This is a genomic window from Alkalihalobacillus bogoriensis ATCC BAA-922 (assembly GCF_000621445.1).
Taxonomy (GTDB): domain Bacteria; phylum Bacillota; class Bacilli; order Bacillales; family Bacillaceae_F; genus Bacillus_AO; species Bacillus_AO bogoriense.
In genome coordinates this window covers 58536-78012 of the sequence record NZ_JHYI01000026.1, presented here as the reverse complement: position 1 = coordinate 78012, position 19477 = coordinate 58536, and the positions used below count along the sequence as shown (strand labels likewise).

Genomic DNA, 19477 nt, shown 5'->3' with positions numbered 1-19477 from the left:
GAGAGAATGGGAAAACGCGTACTGTTTTTCTTATTAACAAATATTCTTGTTATGACGACCATTGTGATTGTATGGTCTTTAATTACAAGATACACAGGTATTAACGGTGGGGGTTTTGAAACAGGAGGACCTGGGTTAGGAATTGACTATACCTCTTTAATGGTATTTAGTATACTCGTTGGGTTTTCGGGGTCATTCATATCGTTAGCACTTTCAAGATGGATGGCCAAAAAAATGATGAATGTCAAAGTTCTTGATCCAAATGGCTCTTTAACAGCACAAGAACGTTCTGTCGTTGAAAAAGTCCACCGCCTTTCTCGCGCTGCTGGACTTACACATATGCCTGAAGTTGGTATTTATCAATCTGGCGAAGTGAACGCTTTTGCTACAGGTCCATCAAAAAAACGCTCCCTTGTAGCCGTTTCATCTGGACTATTAAACTATATGGATGATGATGCGGTTGAAGGTGTCATCGCCCATGAAGTTGCTCACATTACGAATGGCGATATGGTCACAATGACATTATTACAAGGTGTTGTTAACACTTTTGTTGTATTCTTTTCAAGAATTGCTGCGATCATCGTTTCTCGTTTTGTCCGATCAGAATTACAATGGATTGTTCGTTTTGCAGCAATCATTATTTTCCAAATTTTATTTTCTATTCTCGGAAGTATCGTCGTTATGGCATTCTCACGTTACCGCGAATACCATGCAGACAGAGGCGGGGCCGACTTAGCAGGCCGAGATAAAATGGCACACGCCCTACGTTCATTGAAACAACATGTGAATCGAGTATCGGACAATCGTCAAGATGATTCCGCTGTTCAAACATTAAAGATTAGTGGAAAAGGTGGCGTATCGAAACTATTCTCATCCCACCCTGACTTAGATGATCGAATTGCCCGACTAGAGCAACGCTAATCATAAAACCCAACTCCATGGAGTTGGGTTTTATTTATCTTCACACGTTCGTAACAGACATCTATTCCGCTAATGCCTTAAAAAACAGCCTTTCTCCATTCGGTTCGGACATCAGTTCCGTTATTTGCAGATTTTCCGCAAAAACAACCGTATCTTTTGTGAACTAGCGGAACGTAAGTCCGTTAAATTTAAAGAACGCCTAAATATTGGAAAATAAAGGAGCATGTGTCCGAAACGAGACATCCCACACTAAAAGAGATGTTCATCTACTTATTTGATGAACCGAAACTTTATTAACTACGATTTCGGAACTGAGTTTTCTCCATTGACATAACCGGCTCCATATATATTCGGGTCTCTATCTGTCCATAAGTCAGCCCCGTTTCGAATCCGTTCTTTCACATCGTCTGGCGTTAACTCAGGATCGACTTCTAGCATTAACGCAATGACCCCTGCAACAATCGGTGTGGCCATTGACGTACCTGACAAGGTGATATAGTCAGTTCCCACTCTGTCTCTCTTCTGGAACTTATCAAGACTTGACCTTGGCGACCGAATTGCTGTGATGTTCACACCTGGTGCTACGATATCAGGTTTTTCTACTCCATAAATCGTCGGTCCCCTACTAGAAAAGCTTGCAATTTCATCATCAGCACGGTCGGTTGTATTTTTATCGTCTAATGCTCCAACCGTAATCACTTGACGGCTAATTCCAGGACTAGCAATTGTATAAGGCTCAGGCCCCGAATTTCCTGCTGCAACAACGACTACAATTCCCGCATTCCAAGCTTCATTTACGATTTGAACCATCGGATCTTCACTTTCGTCTTCATATTGTTGAGCTGAACTTCCGAGGGACATACTAATGATGTGGATTGGATTTTCTGAGTTTTCCTCGTTGTAATCGATACACCATTGAACACCTTGAATAATTGTTTCTAGTGACCCGGCTCCATTTTTATCAAGAGCTTTTACACCAACAATATTGGCTTTCGGTGCTGGTCCAGCTATGTCACCACCTGAAGCTGTCCCGTCACCCGCTGCATCACCGGCACAATGTGTTCCATGTCCGTTATCATCATAAGGTTCTGTTCGATTGTTAATAAAATCAACAAACTCGACTAGTCTATCTCCAAGATCTTCATGTGGGTGGACACCTGTATCAATAATCGCAATATTGACGCCTTCACCTGTCACTTCATTTTCGTTTCGAACAATATTCCTTGCATTACTTGATTCAACTGCCGTGTCTAAAAGCGCATGAACTTCTCGATTTAAATATATCTTCTTTACTAATGAACAAGAAGCTAATAACTCTTCTAGCGCTTGTGGTGTAAGATTTGCACTGCAACAAGAAATACTCGGAAACTCGCACTTCCGCTTACACCTTAGATGTTTTTTTATAATTGAATCAAATTCATGACATCCTTTAGTAAATGACTCTTGTTCAAACTGGACAATCACTGATACTTTCGACATCTTTCTCATTATCGCTTCTAACGGCTTATGCAAAAAACACGGTGTCCATCGAAATGGTTTCAGCATTCCCATAACTTTGTCACGGCATGATTTATCTACTTTATTTGCATAAGTTCGCATAGTTTTCACTGTAGAAAAACGATACAATTCTCATCAACTCCTTTTCACTTGATGAGATACTGTATGTCTTTTTTGATTTCATAGAAACGGTAGTAGTCTAGTATTATTGCAAATTACGCTAGTATCTTGGACAACTCTTTATCAAGCCTTCTCAACTCTTATCTCGTAAAACAGGCCATAACGGATGGCACAATGCTATATGAGGAATGCGAAAACTGTGCACGGCTGTTTGAAATATATATGCCATGGATGCCAAGAGCTAGGGCAGGAGAAATCTCATTGATAAAATTATCCCCTACCGACACGACTTCTTCCGGCCTCACGTTATAAAAATCTACTATGTCTTGAAAGTGTTTTATTGCATTTGTCGGCTTTTGTGCTGACGTAATGATGTGTTCAAAAACCAATTCTAACTGCAAATGGGAAAGCAACCTATGAACATCCTCTTCTTCACTATTTGTCATAAGGACGATATGTGTTTGTTCCTTTAGTTTTTCCAACTGCTCAGCTAGCCGAGGAAGAGGCGTCAACGAAAATTTGTCCGACACCATAAATTCCTTTGTCGCAACATAACTTGGATAACAATCAGCGACCCCGTAATGCTTTGCCGTAACAAAAGGAAGCCACCAACCATCCCCAATCGCTACAGTTTTATCAAAATTAAAGGAAAGAGGTTGATGATAGAGCTTTTCTACCTTTCCCTCACTTAAAGCTACACCTTCCCATGTGTGAGCTTGTGTTACATTAAAGTTGATAGGGTCAATCGTTAATACGATGTCACGGTCGACGTCATACACTTTCCCAACAGAAACAATATGTCTACCTTCTTTCATTTGTTGATAGTCACTTTTAAAAGCTTCTCTTTGTTCTACCTGGACCTGTTGTTGCAACTGTTCTGCATAATAGTCAAAATGGTCTGTTCCTTCATATAGTGTTCCATCTAAATCAAAAACAACAACTTTATAGTTTGCTAGCATTCTATGGCTCCTTTCAACCCTGTTATTTTCTCTCGTAAAACGTATGATTGTCTAGCTCATAACACACTCCATACCGTGGAAGGATTGTTTTAATTTCATGTTGGTTGACGCTCAACAACTCAGGATGATAGGAATGCCAAGGAATCATATAATTAGGCTTCAGCTGTTCCACGACACTCACTAAATCTTCAGGATACACATGTCCAGATATATGTAAAGAACGGAACTCCACTCCATAACGTTCAAGAAAACGGAGCAAATTGTTATATGCTGGGTCAAATGAACCGAGCGGAACACCATTTGCATGAATGTAAAAAGCTGAATCGAGTTCAATATCTAATAAATCGAGTATATTCGGGTAACTATTTTGCAACATATAGTTGTGTGGCTTTTCATTAATCTCCGTTGTTGTGATCACCTCATACTTGCGCTCGAGACGTTCCCTCCAACTTTCTTTTTTCTCTTCTACTCTTTCATTGTCAAACATAAGAAACTCTATGTCTGTCATATGTTGACTTACAATATAAGCGGTTTTCGGTTCTAATACAAGCGTTCGTCCTAACGTTTTTGCTGCTTCATAAAAGTTTTGAATGCGATCTAAATTACTATGATAAAAATTAATCACCATAACACCTTTACACTTAACACCCATTCGATTCACATAAGCAGGAAGCTCTCTTTCTGAAAGTCGTTCCTCGCTATTTTTTTGTTCTTCCATTGCAGGATGTAAAGTCGTTCCTTCAATAAGCAACACATCGACGCCAAGCTTTCTTGCATCTTCAATCCACTTTATATTCCATTCAGGATGTTGACCATGCATTCGAATATCTCCCGAATATAAAAACGTGCCATCTGGTGTTTTTATATGGTAAGATGTCGCACCATACACATCATGGTCTACTTGAAGCGGCGTCACCGTTATATTGCCAATCTCAACCGGCTTTTGGTAAAAACAAGGCTCATACTCACGATTACCGTCCACTCCTTCACCGATTTCTACTAACGTTTGATAAAGCTGCAATGATTGTTCTGATAAATAAACAGGAATCGTTGGGGCTATCCATCCCATTGCACCAATATGATCTAAATGTAAATGCGATAAAAAAACCGCCGTGTTTTGTTCGTCAATTGCCGATTGGATATGTTGGATGTCGCCCACTTTATCCTTTTCGAGTTCTTCTTTTGCATAAAGACCTGGTATTGCGGGAACTAGACCTAGTTTTATTGAATCCACGACTCTCGTTTTCTCACGAATTTTAATATGGTGATCTAACACATGTGTAGCCGGATCGTACACAAGTCCAAAATCAAAGACAACTCTGTCTTGTCCATATTCAATAGTTGCAATATTTCCGCCTATCGTCTTCAGCCCACCCCAAAATTGTATTTTCGTTTTCATATACTCTCCCCTTGTAAAAGGAAACAAGGAATCGAAGACGACTCCTTGCTTCTTTTTATTATTTTTTTAGCGCATCATTCGCTTGGTCTTCGGCAAATTGTAAGCCTTCTTCCACTGTTTTTCGATCAAGCATAATGTTTTCTAGTTCTTCAAGAATAATATTACGAACCGCATTTCCACCTGCTACTCGAGCCGAGAAATAGCCTGCATCAAACTGTTGCTCACCAGCACCATGCTCTGGGAACTCTTCAATAAACGCGCGATACGAATCTAACTCCATCGCTGAATATCGCACTGGTAAGTACCCAGATTCTTGAGCCCACTGTGCTGTAACATCTGTGCTAATTAAGTATTTCATAAACTCCCATGCTGCGAGTTGTTCTTCTTCGGAAGATTGATTGTACATAACAATATCATTTCCTGCAAACGGTGTCGCTGCTACCCCATTATATGTAGGTAAAACCGTTGCTGACCATTCGATATTTCCTTCTGCTGCACCGCGAACATGTGGAATTCCTGCAGATGAACCGATATACATCGCAACATCTCCTCGTCCAAACGGATTTGACATGTAACCGTCCTCACCTGCTGTACGAGCAATTCCTTCATCAACCATTTCTTTAATCAATTGGAGCGCTGCGATTCCTTTTTCAGAAGCAAACTTTGCCTCTAATCCTGCTTCATCAACATACTCTCCACCCATTTGACGAAGAATCGATTCAAATTCCATTTCAAATGAATTTTCAAAACCCATGCCGACAACACCATCTTTTGTCACTGTTTCAGCAATCGTACGAATATCCTCCCATGTTTTCGGAACATCAAGACTATGTTCTTCTAACATACCTGAATTATAATATAAAATTCTCGTACTTTTACTAAATGGAATGCTGTACATTGTGCCATCCCATGTGGAAGATTCTTTAAAAATATCTACAATATCCGTTATTTCTTCCTCAGTCATTCCATATGTTTCATGATTCATATATGAGTCCAATGATGTAATAAAGTCATTTGCAATATATTCTGGAACAACATTTGTCGTTACTTGAGAAATTGCTGGTAATCCTTTCGCTTTAGCAGCAGCCATAATTTTTTGCTGTAAATCATCATAAGAACCTTGGTTTACCGCCTTTACCGTAATAAACTCAGAATTCGCATTGAACTCTTCAACAATTGCTTGAAGTGATTCTTCATGGCCACCACTCATTGCATGCCAAAAATCAATTTCTACCGATGAATCTAGCGTGACTTCCTCTTCCGTTATCGGTTCAGCATCATTTTGTGGCTCACTTGCAGGTTCACTTGAAGTCGGCTCAGAACCGCCACCTCCACAACCTGTTAATACAACTGCCATTGTTACGAATGAAAGTAAAAACTTCTTCATCTACATTTCCTCCTTTTTTATCCAAAATATAAAGTGAAAACTTACCTGACGAACGGTTGTCCATCACCTCCTACTATAGTCAAAGCGCTATCCTTTCACGCCGGATCTTGAGACACCTTCTACGATTTGTTTTTGCATAAAGAAAAATAAAATTACAATCGGCAACACGACCATACACGAAGCCGCCATTAACAACTCATAGCTTGTCCCCGCTTCTGTTGTAAAAGCCGATAAACCAACTGGCAACGTTCGTAACTCTCGAGAGTTCGTTACGATAAGTGGCCATAAAAACGCATTCCAACTTCCGATTACTTTTAACAATCCAATCGTAATAAGTGCTGGTTTTGCTAATGGAACCATGATGTACCATAGAAACTTAAAGTCCCCACAACCATCAACTTTCGCCGCGTACGCCAATTGCTCAGGCATTCCTAGGAAATATTGACGTAATAAAAAGATAGAGAAAATGCTTGCGATCCAAGGAATAATTAAGGCGTTATAACTGTCAATCCAACCTAAATTTGATAAAGTAACAAAATTAGGAATTAACAATACTTCTCCAGGCACCATCATCGTACCTAATAAAACAGCAAACAAAACATCTCGGCCATAAAACTTCATTTTCGAAAACGCAAACGCTGCGAGGATCGCTGTAATTAACTCTCCAATCGTACTAACGACCGTGACAATGATGCTATTGATAAAATAACGCCCAAATGGGGCAACATCTAATGCCTTTGTAAAGTTGTCCCATCTAATTTCGCTAGGAATCCACACTGGTGGCATCGCCATCACTTCATTTGGTGCTTTCAATGCTGTGCTAATCATCCATACAAAAGGTAAAATCATCAACATGGCACCAATAGATAATAAGGTATATATCAATACTTTAAGCAACACACTTTTTACCATCTTGAACCCCCTAACTGTAATGGACTTTTTTCTTGCCAAAATAAAGCTGAACAAGTGTAAAGATAAAAATAACAATAAACAGCATATAGGCAGCAGCCGAAGCAAGTCCAAACTCCCACTCTTCATAAAATTTCTGGTACACATAATAAACAACCGTTAACGCGCTTCCTCCCGGTCCAGGCCGACCACCAAATAACGCGAAGATTTCATCAAATACTTTAAATGCACTAATAATGGAAATAATCGACACAAAAAACGTCGTTGGTGAAAGCAATGGAATCGTTATTGTTTTTAAACGTTGCCAAGCAGAAGCACCGTCCACTCTAGCGGCTAAATAATATTGTTTATTAATATTTTGCAAACCCGCTAAAAAAAGAATGATATTAAAGCCAAGGCCTTTCCAAACACTTAATATGATTAATGCAGGCATCGCATAAGTCGGATCCGTAATCCACTTAATTGCATCAATCCCTACTAAACCAAGGAAATAATTTAAAATCCCATAATCCGAATGAAAAATCCAACTCCATACAATCGCAACGGCGACAACCGATGTAACAAAAGGTAAAAAATAAATCGTTCGGAAAAACCCGCGAATTTTTATATTCGTATTTAACAGCATCGCAATTGCTAAAGATAAAACAATGGAAATCGGGACAACACCAAGAACAAAAAGCAATGTATTTAAAAGGGCACGTCGAAATGATTCATCCTTCCATAAAGCAATATAATTATCAAATCCATATGCATACACGACATCATTCCAGTAGTCATAGTCCGTATATAAACTCATCATAAAAGACTTTACAATTGGATAAATGTTAAAAACCCCAAGGATAATTAACGCCGGAAGTAAATATAAAAAAGCTTTAAGCGTGCTTTTCCATGTCGGTTTCAATTCCAAGATGATAACTCCTTTCCTTTCCAGAAAGTATTCGCTCTCCCGTTTCCCCATTAAAATAAAGGACCTTATCTTGTTTGACTCCGAGATGTACGAAGTCATCCACATGAAGATCGAATTCAGGATCAACAAGCGCTCGCACTGATTGCTTTCCACAATCACAGCGAAGTAACGTATCTCTTCCAATTGTCTCAATATGCGTTACACGACCATGTAAGAAAGCGGATGACTCCTCTTCTAAATAAAAATCTTCTGGCCGGATTCCAATATGGAGTTGTTGTAAAGAATCAGTAAATGAAATACTATGCTCTCCCACCTTCCATTCGTTAGCGACAAAGCTTGCCTCCAACATATTGATAGGCGGATTCCCTAGAAACTTGGAAACAAACGCATTCACGGGATTTCTGTACATTTCTTGTGGGTGGCTATCTTGTTGAATAATACCGTCCTTCATCAGCATGACCCGGTCAGAAATACTCAACGCTTCTTCTTGATCATGTGTCACGAAAACAGCCGTAATCCCGACTTCTTGTTGAATTCTGCGGATTTCCTCTCGCATTTCAAGACGTAATCTCGCATCTAAGTTTGACAATGGTTCATCTAGCAATAATAGCTTCGGCTTTTTTACTAGAGCCCGAGCAATCGCCACACGTTGTTGCTGCCCACCTGAAAGCTGTCCTGGCTTTCGGTCGACTAAATGATCGATTTGCACGAGGCGCGCCATATCCATCGCCCGTTCTAGCGCTTCTTGCTTTGGAACCTTTTGCATTTTTAGTGGAAACATAATATTTTTTAACACAGACAAATGTGGGTAGAGTGCATAATTTTGAAACACCATACCAATGCCTCTTTTTTCCGCTTCCACTTTTGTCACATTTTTATCTCCAAAATAAATCGAACCCGAACTCGGTTGATATAACCCAGACAAAAGCATTAATGTTGTACTTTTCCCACAACCACTTGGTCCTAATAAACTAACTAACTCTCCTTCTTTTATCGTAATTGTTATTTGATTCACTGCGGTTACACCATTGAATACCATGGATACATTTTCTAAGCGGATATCCAATTACTAAGCCCCCTTACCCTTTATGCTTACAAACGTTATCCTACCAAACGATTATTAAGGCATTACGGATATTGTGTAAAAAAATAGTTAATAGATATTGAGATTTTATTCACTCTATGGTATGTTTAGATCTTATAGATCTACCTAAAAAAGGAAGTGCTAGAATTAGCACTTCCTTTGATTTTTTTTACTATCACTTTTTCGTATCGGACATGTATTCCGCTATTTCGCAGAAAACAATCCTTTTTTTATTATTAACGGACATCCGTTCCGCTATTTACTTAAAACGAGTGCCAAATACGCTTGTTTTCTTTATTTAACGGAACTGATGTCCGATAGAATCTCACAAACGCAACTGTTATTAAAAATAGCGGAATACATGTCCGTAACAACTGAGAGAAAACGCTACACTTCCTTATTCCACTCTATTGTAAAGAATTCTTTTTCATGCTCTTGCACCATTTCAGACATAAAGGATTCTATGATTTCAGCTAAGACCTCATTCGTTACATCTTCTTTATTCAATCCACCGATTTGTTGACTTACGTATCTTTCAAACTCATCTTCTACTATCTCTTGGTAATAGTATAGGTTTGCAAAGTAATCTATACTTTCATTATCTTCAGTCGCTTCAGCAACTTCTTTGTATTTATGAAAAAACTTGATGATTGTTTCAACATCAGCCTCGGGGTATGTAAGTAAGATTTCCACCTCTTGTTCTTGACCATCCTTCGTATCAAAAGTATATACAACTGTATCCTGCGGTATAGGGGAATTTTTGTAAACAAACAAATCGTTATCAGTTGTAGCCAAACGTTTGTTTAATGTGCTTTCTACAACTTCACCTTTCCCATTAATTACAATATCGTAATCCATTGGATAAATGACTTTATATTGATTTTCGAGAAAGAGTATCGTTCCAACTACAGCAGGAATAATAATCAAAGCAGCTACCCAGACGTTCTCTTTTTTCTTTAACATTTTATATATGTATATCACGATATAACCATAAAACAATAATAGTAAATAAATAATACCAAATCTCACAATAGACTCTACCCATGCGGGAAAAAGAAACGTCATCGCCTCACCTCTTTTTACAAATTATACCACCCCTAAAATCAAAAAAACACTCTAATTGAGTGCTTTGTTTTTTACTCTTTATTCTAGTACTTTATCTAAAAGTCGGGAGATAGCATTCCAACTAATGAGTAATACTGGAATTCCTACGATAGGAAATAATATATTTTTTGGCATAAACTGACCATAATAATGTAAAAATACTACAACTAAAACAAACAGGAGACCATATTTACAAATTTTTTTCATCATCTACATTCTCCCTTTTTATTTAGAGACATTCTACAAAAAAAGAAAAAAACCTCCTCTGTAATGAGGAAGCTATCATTCATCTATAACTAATTTTTATGATTTATCTTTGTCCCACAACCGCATATACGACTATGCTTTAACGTTTTAATTTGTGACTGACAAATTGGGCACTGTTGATTTTTGTTTTTCATACACTCGTTCTCCTATGATAAGTTTATTATTCTTTAGTTGATTGATATATCGTAGGTATTCAATTAATGAATACCTACTTACATGAGAGTAGAATGAGAATTAATTTGAAACTAATTCTTATAACAATATAATACCACTTATAAAACAAAAGTCAATATTAAATAATAATAATTATTAAAAGATATTAAATTTCATTATCATTCTACTTGCATTACAAAAAAGACTACCCGAATGGTAGCCTTTTAAAAACAAACTAGTTTTCCCTCTAAATGCGACTAGCCCTTTGCTATAAACTCCTCCAGTTCATCTCTTGTGGGCATTCCACCTGTTGCTCCAAACCGCTGAACGGAAAGCGCGGCTGCACCATTCGCAAACTCAATTGCCTTTGCCAATGACATTTTTTCACTAATAGCGACTGCTAATGCACCATTAAATGTATCACCTGCTCCTGTCGTATCTATCGTTTCTACTTTTATAGTGGGACTAATTTTCACATTTGCACCATCGGTAAATTTTGCTCCCCTTTCCCCTAACGTGACAATTAACTTATCTGCAATTTCTTGATTTGTATCTAAACTTAGCTCTTTTTCTTCTCTCTCATTCGGAGTAATATAAAGAGCTTTATTCCAATACTCATTGTCAAGCACCCTTGCTGGAGCCGGATTTAAAATAACCGGAATTCCATCCGCTTCACAAAGATGTAAGCAATAGCGAATCGTCTCCATTGGTATTTCAAACTGCAACAAGACGAGGTCACTTTTTAAAATTTTCTCTTTATGAAGTTCAACATAGTGAGGTGTTACCTCATTATTAGCTCCAGGAATAACAATGATTCGGTTGTCTCTTTCCGATAAAATAATCGTAGCAACACCAGAACTTGAATCTGTAACCGGTTCCACACCGGTTACAGAAACCCCTTCCTGTTTTAAAAACTTTAAAAGTTCCTGGCCAAAAGCATCGTCTCCGACACGGCCGATAAACTGGACATTGCCTCCTAACCTTGCAGCAGCAACAGCTTGATTTAATCCCTTTCCCCCTGGATTTGTTTCAAATCGTTCTCCGATCAGCGTTTCTCCTTGAACAGGGATTTTATCAGTTACAGTGACCATGTCCATGTTGATACTTCCAACTACTGTAATCAACAGTTCTTTTCTCACTTTAACCCTCCTTTCCTCTTGCATACTATTCTCTCTCAAATTTCTTCTGTCTCTAATGTATCATCCTCCTTATACTCACTAGAAAGCTCATTCATACGTAGCCTTCTTTCTTTTCGAGCTTGCGCATGGAAGGATAATTTCTTTTCTTCTTCCGACTCGGGTATAACACCTTTGACTGGGGTTGGTTTTCCATGGAGGTCAACAGCAACCATCGTTAATATCGCTGTTGTAGTCGTCGTTTTTGTTCTGGATGTCAAATTTTCAGTCTCAACTTTTACATAGACTTCCATCGAAGTTCTTCCTGTTGATATAACTACCCCTTCTAAGTGTAAAATATCTCCGACTTTTGCTGAAGAAACGAAATTCACCGTATCAATTGACGCTGTAACAACTACTTCCTTACTATGTTTCATCGCTGTAATGGCAGCAATCTCATCAATGTACGATAATATTGTACCCCCGAAAATTGTTCCTAAATGATTCGTGTCTGGAGGGAGTACTAGCTTTGTTTGAATCGTCCTTGAAATCTTTGAAGATAATTTTTCTTCCATATTCATTCCTCTTTTCTTTGATTCGATGTAATGGTACAAGCGAGAGAAATAGGAAAATAAAAAGCTGTTTTCGTCTTGTGTAGTCGTTACTCTATGTCACTACAAGTGGGAAACAATACTATAGCCACACCCTTTACAAAAACAACCCAATAAAAAGCCCATCACTTTGGATGGGCTTTTAAATAACGTGGCAGCTCTAATAAACAGTTTTATAAACTGTCCGTAGCGGTATACCTCGCTATATCTTCCCAACTCCCGAAGAAGATAATACGGATAATCAAGGCAGGTCTCCTGACTTATGCATCATCCTACTTTAATCCCTTCCCGTCTTTTGACAGTGGACTTGATTATTTCGTCTGCACTTTACAGTTGCGGGGACAGTTCTGGATTCACACCAGATTCCCTATTATGTCTATTAGACACCATGATTATTGGTTATTATCCAATATTAGTATTGTAGCTTTACTATAATTGAATGGAAGATTTTTGACAACAACAATACAGACCCTACCTCAAAAAATACTAATCATTTCTTGTGAATTTGCCATGCAAAACTAATCTTCCATCTTTCTCATCAATCAGTTTATTACATGTTGATAAAGTGAGAATTTTATCCTCATTCTCAACAGTCACATTTGTTTTAATTTCTGATTTTCCTTGAACCGTGTTTACAAATGATATGTAGTCTTCATCACTTAAAAATTCTGTTTCAATATAATTAAAATCTGTTGTCGTTACATATACAGAGAATATTTCTACACCTAAGCCTTCTTCAATCGTTTCAAATTGGAAATGCTTGTTTTTCATAAAAAAGTCTTTCTCTAAAAAAGACTCTAATTGGCCAAACATAGAATCGTCTTTCATCTGATGCCCATAAATAATCGTATGTCTATCAAGAGATCCAGTTTGATTTCGATAGTCCATAAAAATACTACCCGCTTTTGAAGGTTCTTTTTTATAATTATGGTTTAAATAAAACTCATTATCTGTACTTTGTAAAACGGGGTAATCAATTTTCGTACCGTCCATTGAAATCCAACCAACGATATCTGGATTTATAGCAAATAACCTTTCATATTTTAACTTATGCTGAAAGTCTGATTGTTCGATATTTGCATAATACGTATCTTGAATCTCTCTTAAAACACTTTCATTGTCTGCATACTCTAAATAAATCGTTCCAATTTTTACCAAAGAGAATGAAAACACTGCTAAGCAAATAATAAGAATAATTCGTTGAAACCAATTTTCCCTTTTACGCTCTACCGTACTCAATTTTGAATCCACCTTTATTCATATATGCTTACTTTTTTTGTCATCCAAAAAATCCCCCTTATAGGTCTAATTGATAGCTTGTCCTATAAGGGGAGTACATGCTTATTATGCAATTCTTTTAAATTTCTTTTGATAGATAACAATACCGGCTGTAAGCAATGACGCTCCTAGCAACACTATATAAAGGAATATGTTCGTGTCGTCTCCGGTTTGCGGATTTTTAACTGTATCATTTCCTTTGCTTTTACCTTCTTGCTTTTTCTTATTATCTTCTCCTTTTCCAAGGGAAGGCTTCTTTGTTTCCTCGTCTTCTTCTACACCATCTGGTGTTGGGTTACCTGAATCCTCCTCATCGTTTCCATCTTCTCCTGGAATCGGAATGTTTGGATTTTCGTCTTCGTTTCCACCGTCTCCTGGTGTTGGATTCTCTTCGTTCCCATCGTCATTCCCATCGTCTCCTGGTGTCGGTTCAACGATATCAGCATCCATATCCACAACTCGTAGGCTGCCATCACTATAAACAACATCATAAGATTCTGGAAGACCTAATAATTCTACAGATGTAAATTCATGATTTGTTACCAGCTTGTCATAAACAATAATTGGCATTGCCTCACTAGGAATATAGCCATTATTGAAGCTTACTATTAATGTTCCACCAAATTGAGCTTCACCATGAATGACCAAAACATCCTCACTACTTCCAACTGTCAATTCAAGCGTACCCTCTTCACCTTGAGTAAAGTCGTCGCTAATCACGACGCTACTCGAAATGTTCTCTGTCAACGTACCACCGTGATTAACAACATAGCCTTGTCCAAATGCTGTGCTCGATTTTGCTTCTAGTGTACCTTGCTCAAGAACCGTGCCACCTGTGTACGAATTGTTTCCAGAAAGTACTAGAGTACCGCTACCTGATTTAGTAAGCTTTCCAGGTCCAGCTATATCATTTTTCCAAGTATCTAACTCATGAAATCCACCTAGCGATGCATCCATTGTTACAGCTACATCTGTTTCGAATGCTTCATAACCACCAGCAGCTGCAAAAAGATTTAAACGTCCCCAACCTTCCGTATCATCTAAAACAGGATATCCAGATGGTAACCCTGTCGTAAAAAGAATCCAACGACGTTGATCCTTATCTAGATATGGGAAACGAGTTTCAATAAGTGCCTCGGCTCCTTTAGGTACAACCATTGGTTTTGTTGTATCACCAGTTTGTTCAAATCCATATGTTAAACGTTCCGTATAGTTCTTTTTGTTTGTTGCATAATCACTAAATTCATCATGCGCTGTTCCTTCTTGTGATAGCAAAACTTCATGGGCTTGTTTATAAGCCGCTTCTTTAATACTAGTGTTATTTGGGTCATTAAAAGCAGATGCTGCAACTGCAGTTGACATCACTCGTCCACCGATTACATCTAGTGGTGAATGCATCCCTGCAAGGATTCGAGCATGACCACTCTCGGAAGCACTTGTCATAATTTCTTCATAACGTTCTGGTACCGCATAAGCAAACCCATATGAAGCAAGATAACTTGCATTCGTATGCCCACTAGGGAATCCACCATCTGTACTCGGATTCTGACTTATTCTTGGAACTAAAGTTGGGACAACAATTGACTCATCATACCATCGGAATGGACGTTGGTAGCTATAATAAGCTTTCGCATTATTCGTTGTCGCTGCAGACCAGCGTAACGTTCTAATTAATTTCACCATGTCACCAAGACTAGAATCCTCATCAGCCCAAACACCGTTATTATTTCCTCCATCACTATACGCTACAGATGTAGCATCTTCTGGAATTTCATCAAGAATCGTGGTCCCTGCGTTTGCACCTTTAATAAAATGGTCAGCATATGGCCCAAGCCCTCTAATGGAAGAATAGTTTCCGTCACGTCGGTCAATTAAATAAGCCAATTTTGCTTCTTTTTCCGTACGATTGTTTGCAATGGAAACTGACAGATCAATATTTTGCTTATGAACGTTTTGATCTACCACTGTTCCATTATCCCATGAATCCCCTGGTGTCCAAATGTCAAGAAATTTCGAAAGTACACCAATGGAAGGATTTGATTCGGGTGTCATGTTTGTGTTTGTATTATTTTGATAAGTATCTACGTAGTATCCATAAGATGCTCTTTTTGGTTCTATTGCTGAATCATCTAAGTTGGTTGCTGCTAAAGTCGAAACCGTACTTTGAAAACAAAAAATGGTCGTTAACAAAAAAATGGATAATAACTTCTTTTGTTTCATTCCTTTCCTATCTTCATACCTCATTTTAGCCAAGCCCATCCTCTTCCTCTCTTTATTAATTAATCTTACAAAGTGAATTTTAATTCTGAATTGTTAATTATGCATGAATCTCATGTGAATAGATTGTATGGTTTAGGAAGTAATTATTTAAATTCAGTAAAAACTTCTTTGACGAAGATAAGGAAATGGTTGATTGATAAAGTAAGAACCGTTTGTTACAATATTTTACGAACGTTCGTCAGTTGAAAAGGGGGATATGATGAGTGCTCTATTGATAAAAGAAGCTGCTCTCGTTTTATTTGCAGAGAAAGGGTATGATGGAACTTCACTTGCAGAAATTGCTGATGAGGTCGGATTAAAAAAACAGTCGTTATATTCTCACTTTAAAAGCAAAGACGATATATTTATCCAATTATTAACTGAAACATTTGTAATCGAATACGAGCGAGAAAAGGAGTTTTTGCAAACTCACTTTGCTGACCCATTATTTGATTATTTATGGAAATCACTACGAAACTATACAGAGCGATATCAAACAGATAGTCGACTTAAATTTTGGCTTCGCCTATCTTTTTTTCCACCTTATCATTTACATGACCAGGTGATGCAATCCCTCTATGCGCATATACAGCAAGTGGATGCTCTTTATTTACAACGATTTGAACAGGCTGTTGCTAATAAGGAGATGAAAGAGGAAAATGCACAAACAGCAACAATTGCTTTTTCGGCGCTAATTGATTCCATTTGTGTCGAGCTCGTATACGGAGGGAAAGAAAAAGCAGAGACAAAATTACAAGCAGTTTGGACTGTGTATTGGAATGGTATTACTTAACTGAAAAGAAAGTTGTGGAGGAATTTAGATGTATCATGCAGAGAATTTGAACAATAAAGTAAGATTATTCCTCTCTATTTTATGGCCAATTATGGTCACACAATTGAGTTTATTTGCGATGAATTTAGTCGATACAATGATGTCAGGCCGTGTCGGTACAGATGATTTAGCAGGTGTTGCTATAGGGTCAAGTTTATGGCTACCGATCTTTACAGGGGTAAACGGCATTTTGCTCGCTGTGACACCGATTGTCGCTCATTTTATTGGAAGCGGACAAAAAGATAAAATAGCAGGTGCTGTTACACAAGCAATGTACCTATCTGTTGCACTTGGAATTCTCGTATTTGTTGTTGGAAGCTTTGTCCTCGATCCAGTGTTACACATCATGAATCTTGACACTGGTGTTCACCATATTGCTTTTCATTATTTAGTTGGTTTATCCATCGGGATCATTCCATTATTTCTATCTAATGTTTTACGAAACTTTTTTGATGGGCAAGGCTTTACTAGAATTACGATGTTTATTACGATTTTAGCTGTTCCATTTAATGTCTTATTAAACTATGGATTTATTTTTGGCAATTTCGGTTTACCAGCTTTAGGTGGGATTGGTGCAGGTTATGCAACTGCAATAACATATTGGATTATTTTGCTTGTTAGCATTTGGATGACCTTCCGTTTAACTGTCATTAAACATTACCGGCTTTTTGTCAAATGGATTATGCCTTCATGGAAAGCGTGGAAAGAACAACTGTCGATTGGAATCCCTATTGGCTTATCCATTTTCTTTGAGTCGAGTATTTTTTCCGTTGTAACCTTATTAGTCGGAATTATGTTTTCTACTGTAGCCATTGCCGCAAACCAAGTTGCACTTAGCTTTACAACGTTAATGTTTATGATTCCGTTAAGCATTTCAATGGCACTCACCATTGTTGTCGGTTATTCTGTTGGTGGAGGAAAATTAAAAGCAGCAAAGCAATATGGACGCTTAGGAGTATGGGGCGGCATTGGCTTTCTTGCGTGCGGAGCTGTCTTTTTGTTCTTTTTCCGCGAATCGATCGCTGGGCTTTATACAACAGACATTGATGTTATTATGATGGCTGGGCAATTTTTCATTATTGCCATCGTCTACCAGCTTTCAGACGCGGCGCAATCAGGCTTGCAAGGAGTGCTTAGGGGATACAAAGATGTAAAGGCACCGTTTTTAATTGCACTTACATCTTATTGGGGTGTCGGTATTCCTGCCGGCTATTCATTAGCTGCCTTTACACCATTAGGACCATTTGGCTTATGGATAGGCATAACACTCGGTTTGACATGTGCAGCCATCGGATTTTATATCCGACTTCAAATTGTTCAACGACGATTTGAGTTGGGCGAAAATTGAGTACGGTGAATTAAACCGTCACAAGGAGCCGCTTTAAAAAGGGGCTCCTTGTTTTTGTATCGGACACGTGTTCCGCTATTTCAAAGAACTACACGTTTTTCTTAACCTTAACGGACATACGTTCCTCTATTATTCTAATTTATCAATAAAAATCACTTATTTTCCTAATGTAACGGAATCAGTGTCCGGTAGCATTTCAAAACACTCATTTTTTACTAGATTAACGGAATAGATGTCCGATAAAAAAATCATTACGCTAACGCTATAACTACTGTTTTAACGTTTTTCAATTTTTTCAGTATCTTCCATATATCGCTGCAACTCTAGACGTTCATGGACCGTTAGTTCATTTCTTGGTTTCGTTAATAATTTGAGAATACGTTTTGAATCCTCTGCTAATACTTTTCGTAATATCAATGCTTACACACTCCTTTCCTTACATTACATAGTTTTGCATTTGATCTTTTGTAAATTCCATCGACTCATACAATCCCGCTACGATATAATCTTCTTTATCATTACAAATTCTCCAGCCGTGTCCCCTAATATAGTTGCATGGGACAATTTCCTTCTGTTTTACACAAACTTTGGAAATGGTACTTATTCCTTGGTGGTTTTGTGTAGAAGTAGCATAGATAATCCCTTCACTCTCATTTAAATCTAAGAAACTTTGATCCTCCCACCCAGAACATTCTTCCCATGATTCAATGTCCATTATTTTCGACAAGTGGCAAACTAAGATTTTCCCAAATTCTCTTCTACACGATCCCGTTGCTGCTATTAATTGATTGTTCACTGTAATGATAGACGATATCATTTGCTTTTTTTCTTTTTTAATAAAAGTGGTGCGTTTATCCTGTAAATCAAAGCACCAAATTCCTCCATAAATAGGGTGTATTTTTGTTCCAATAAACAGTTTATTTTTATAAAGGCTTAGAGAGCGGATGGAAGGTGCGTTAGAAAATTGAAACGGATAATACGGTGTCCACGACTTCCCAGCATTTGTTGAAAGGTAAATCACTTTGTCACCATGTGTAATAAGTAAATCTAATGAATCGGTCACGATACTCCAGACAGAAGCCTTTGTAGGAAATTGCTGAATGGACCAACTGTCCCCTTCATCATAGCTACTTATAAAAAGACCGTTATCACCCACACCATAAATGTGATGGTGATTACAAACTAAATCACGAATCGTTCTTCCCGGATTATGTAATGAACGCTTCCACGTACCACCCTTTTTCAAAAACAAGCCTTCTTTCGTTGCAAGCACACGACTCCCTTGCTTAGACATTGTTACCGCTGTAGCGCTCATTAGTTTCATCAT

Annotated in this window: 18 protein-coding genes and 1 riboswitch; of the genes, 3 read left to right on the top strand and 15 right to left on the bottom strand. The window is 38.0% G+C overall.

Annotated elements, in window-relative coordinates; genetic code table 11:
* Window positions 1-6: 6 nt before the first annotated feature.
* Entirely contained in the window at window positions 7-921 is a 915-nt protein-coding gene (gene htpX / locus T323_RS0111300) for a protease HtpX (RefSeq protein WP_026673380.1), read from the top strand.
* Window positions 922-1218: 297 nt separating this feature from the next.
* On the opposite strand, the gene T323_RS0111295 is transcribed toward htpX, so the two are convergent.
* From T323_RS0111295 to T323_RS29565, 13 genes are all read right to left on the bottom strand, one after another.
* Window positions 1219-2547 (bottom strand): S8 family peptidase, encoded by a 1329-nt coding sequence (locus T323_RS0111295; RefSeq protein ID WP_026673379.1) that lies wholly within the window; start codon window positions 2545-2547, stop codon window positions 1219-1221.
* Between the two features lie 131 nt (window positions 2548-2678).
* Entirely contained in the window at window positions 2679-3497 is an 819-nt protein-coding gene (locus tag T323_RS0111290) for an HAD family hydrolase (RefSeq protein WP_026673378.1), read from the bottom strand.
* Window positions 3498-3519: 22 nt separating this feature from the next.
* Complete coding sequence (locus T323_RS0111285) at window positions 3520-4896, bottom strand: MBL fold metallo-hydrolase (protein ID WP_035178474.1); 1377 nt, start codon at window positions 4894-4896, stop codon at window positions 3520-3522.
* Window positions 4897-4954: 58 nt separating this feature from the next.
* Entirely contained in the window at window positions 4955-6283 is a 1329-nt protein-coding gene (locus T323_RS0111280) for an ABC transporter substrate-binding protein (protein ID WP_026673376.1), read from the bottom strand.
* Between the two features lie 87 nt (window positions 6284-6370).
* Window positions 6371-7195: a carbohydrate ABC transporter permease gene (locus T323_RS0111275; RefSeq protein WP_026673375.1), complete on the bottom strand. Its 825-nt coding sequence runs from the start codon at window positions 7193-7195 to the stop codon at window positions 6371-6373.
* 10 nt (window positions 7196-7205) lie between these two features.
* Entirely contained in the window at window positions 7206-8099 is an 894-nt protein-coding gene (locus T323_RS0111270; protein ID WP_218971036.1) for a carbohydrate ABC transporter permease, read from the bottom strand.
* Entirely contained in the window at window positions 8065-9165 is a 1101-nt protein-coding gene (locus tag T323_RS26580) for an ABC transporter ATP-binding protein (protein ID WP_051556501.1), read from the bottom strand. Before T323_RS26580 ends, T323_RS0111270 begins: the two co-directional genes overlap by 35 nt.
* Before the next feature lie 405 nt (window positions 9166-9570).
* A complete protein-coding gene (locus tag T323_RS0111260) occupies window positions 9571-10248 on the bottom strand; it encodes a hypothetical protein (protein WP_026673373.1) in 678 nt (225 codons plus the stop codon).
* A 78-nt stretch (window positions 10249-10326) separates the two neighbouring features.
* Complete coding sequence (locus tag T323_RS28830; protein ID WP_156942433.1) at window positions 10327-10494, bottom strand: hypothetical protein; 168 nt, start codon at window positions 10492-10494, stop codon at window positions 10327-10329.
* A gap of 470 nt (window positions 10495-10964) precedes the next feature.
* Window positions 10965-11846, bottom strand: a complete 882-nt coding sequence (gene rbsK / locus T323_RS0111250) for a ribokinase (protein ID WP_245613717.1) — start codon at window positions 11844-11846, stop codon at window positions 10965-10967.
* 35 nt (window positions 11847-11881) lie between these two features.
* A complete protein-coding gene (locus tag T323_RS26575; RefSeq protein ID WP_051556500.1) occupies window positions 11882-12397 on the bottom strand; it encodes an acyl-CoA thioesterase in 516 nt (171 codons plus the stop codon).
* 264 nt (window positions 12398-12661) lie between these two features.
* Window positions 12662-12839, bottom strand: a riboswitch (cobalamin riboswitch).
* A gap of 80 nt (window positions 12840-12919) precedes the next feature.
* Entirely contained in the window at window positions 12920-13672 is a 753-nt protein-coding gene (gene srtB, locus T323_RS0111240; RefSeq protein ID WP_051556499.1) for a class B sortase, read from the bottom strand.
* 105 nt (window positions 13673-13777) lie between these two features.
* Window positions 13778-15955, bottom strand: coding sequence for a phosphatase PAP2 family protein (locus tag T323_RS29565; RefSeq protein WP_281175737.1), 2178 nt, complete (start codon window positions 15953-15955; stop codon window positions 13778-13780).
* Between the two features lie 235 nt (window positions 15956-16190).
* Here T323_RS29565 and T323_RS0111230 point away from each other — a divergent pair, with 235 nt between their 5' ends.
* Window positions 16191-16763 (top strand): TetR/AcrR family transcriptional regulator, encoded by a 573-nt coding sequence (locus T323_RS0111230; RefSeq protein WP_026673370.1) that lies wholly within the window; start codon window positions 16191-16193, stop codon window positions 16761-16763.
* Window positions 16764-16791: 28 nt separating this feature from the next.
* Window positions 16792-18150, top strand: a complete 1359-nt coding sequence (locus T323_RS0111225; RefSeq protein ID WP_026673369.1) for an MATE family efflux transporter — start codon at window positions 16792-16794, stop codon at window positions 18148-18150.
* Between the two features lie 276 nt (window positions 18151-18426).
* On the opposite strand, the gene T323_RS28825 is transcribed toward T323_RS0111225, so the two are convergent.
* Window positions 18427-18567: a hypothetical protein gene (locus T323_RS28825; RefSeq protein ID WP_156942432.1), complete on the bottom strand. Its 141-nt coding sequence runs from the start codon at window positions 18565-18567 to the stop codon at window positions 18427-18429.
* A 19-nt stretch (window positions 18568-18586) separates the two neighbouring features.
* Window positions 18587-19477 carry a WD40/YVTN/BNR-like repeat-containing protein gene (locus T323_RS0111215; RefSeq protein WP_026673368.1) on the bottom strand — a complete coding sequence of 297 codons (891 nt, stop codon included), beginning with the start codon at window positions 19475-19477 and terminating at the stop codon, window positions 18587-18589.

Excerpts from the sequence above, each read along its gene's own strand:
- T323_RS0111290 (WP_026673378.1), bottom strand. The coding sequence starts at position 3,497 with ATGCTAGCAAACTATAAAGTTGTTGTTTTTGATTTAGATGGAACACTA.
- T323_RS26575 (WP_051556500.1), bottom strand. The coding sequence starts at position 12,397 with ATGGAAGAAAAATTATCTTCAAAGATTTCAAGGACGATTCAAACAAAG.
- T323_RS0111275 (WP_026673375.1), bottom strand. The coding sequence starts at position 7,195 with ATGGTAAAAAGTGTGTTGCTTAAAGTATTGATATATACCTTATTATCT.
- T323_RS28830 (WP_156942433.1), bottom strand. The coding sequence starts at position 10,494 with ATGAAAAAAATTTGTAAATATGGTCTCCTGTTTGTTTTAGTTGTAGTA.
- T323_RS0111280 (WP_026673376.1), bottom strand. The coding sequence starts at position 6,283 with ATGAAGAAGTTTTTACTTTCATTCGTAACAATGGCAGTTGTATTAACA.
- T323_RS0111215 (WP_026673368.1), bottom strand. The coding sequence starts at position 19,477 with ATGATGAAACTAATGAGCGCTACAGCGGTAACAATGTCTAAGCAAGGG.
- T323_RS0111225 (WP_026673369.1), top strand. The coding sequence starts at position 16,792 with ATGTATCATGCAGAGAATTTGAACAATAAAGTAAGATTATTCCTCTCT.
- T323_RS29565 (WP_281175737.1), bottom strand. The coding sequence starts at position 15,955 with ATGAGGTATGAAGATAGGAAAGGAATGAAACAAAAGAAGTTATTATCC.
- T323_RS0111285 (WP_035178474.1), bottom strand. The coding sequence starts at position 4,896 with ATGAAAACGAAAATACAATTTTGGGGTGGGCTGAAGACGATAGGCGGA.
- htpX (WP_026673380.1), top strand. The coding sequence starts at position 7 with ATGGGAAAACGCGTACTGTTTTTCTTATTAACAAATATTCTTGTTATG.
- T323_RS0111230 (WP_026673370.1), top strand. The coding sequence starts at position 16,191 with ATGAGTGCTCTATTGATAAAAGAAGCTGCTCTCGTTTTATTTGCAGAG.
- T323_RS0111260 (WP_026673373.1), bottom strand. The coding sequence starts at position 10,248 with ATGACGTTTCTTTTTCCCGCATGGGTAGAGTCTATTGTGAGATTTGGT.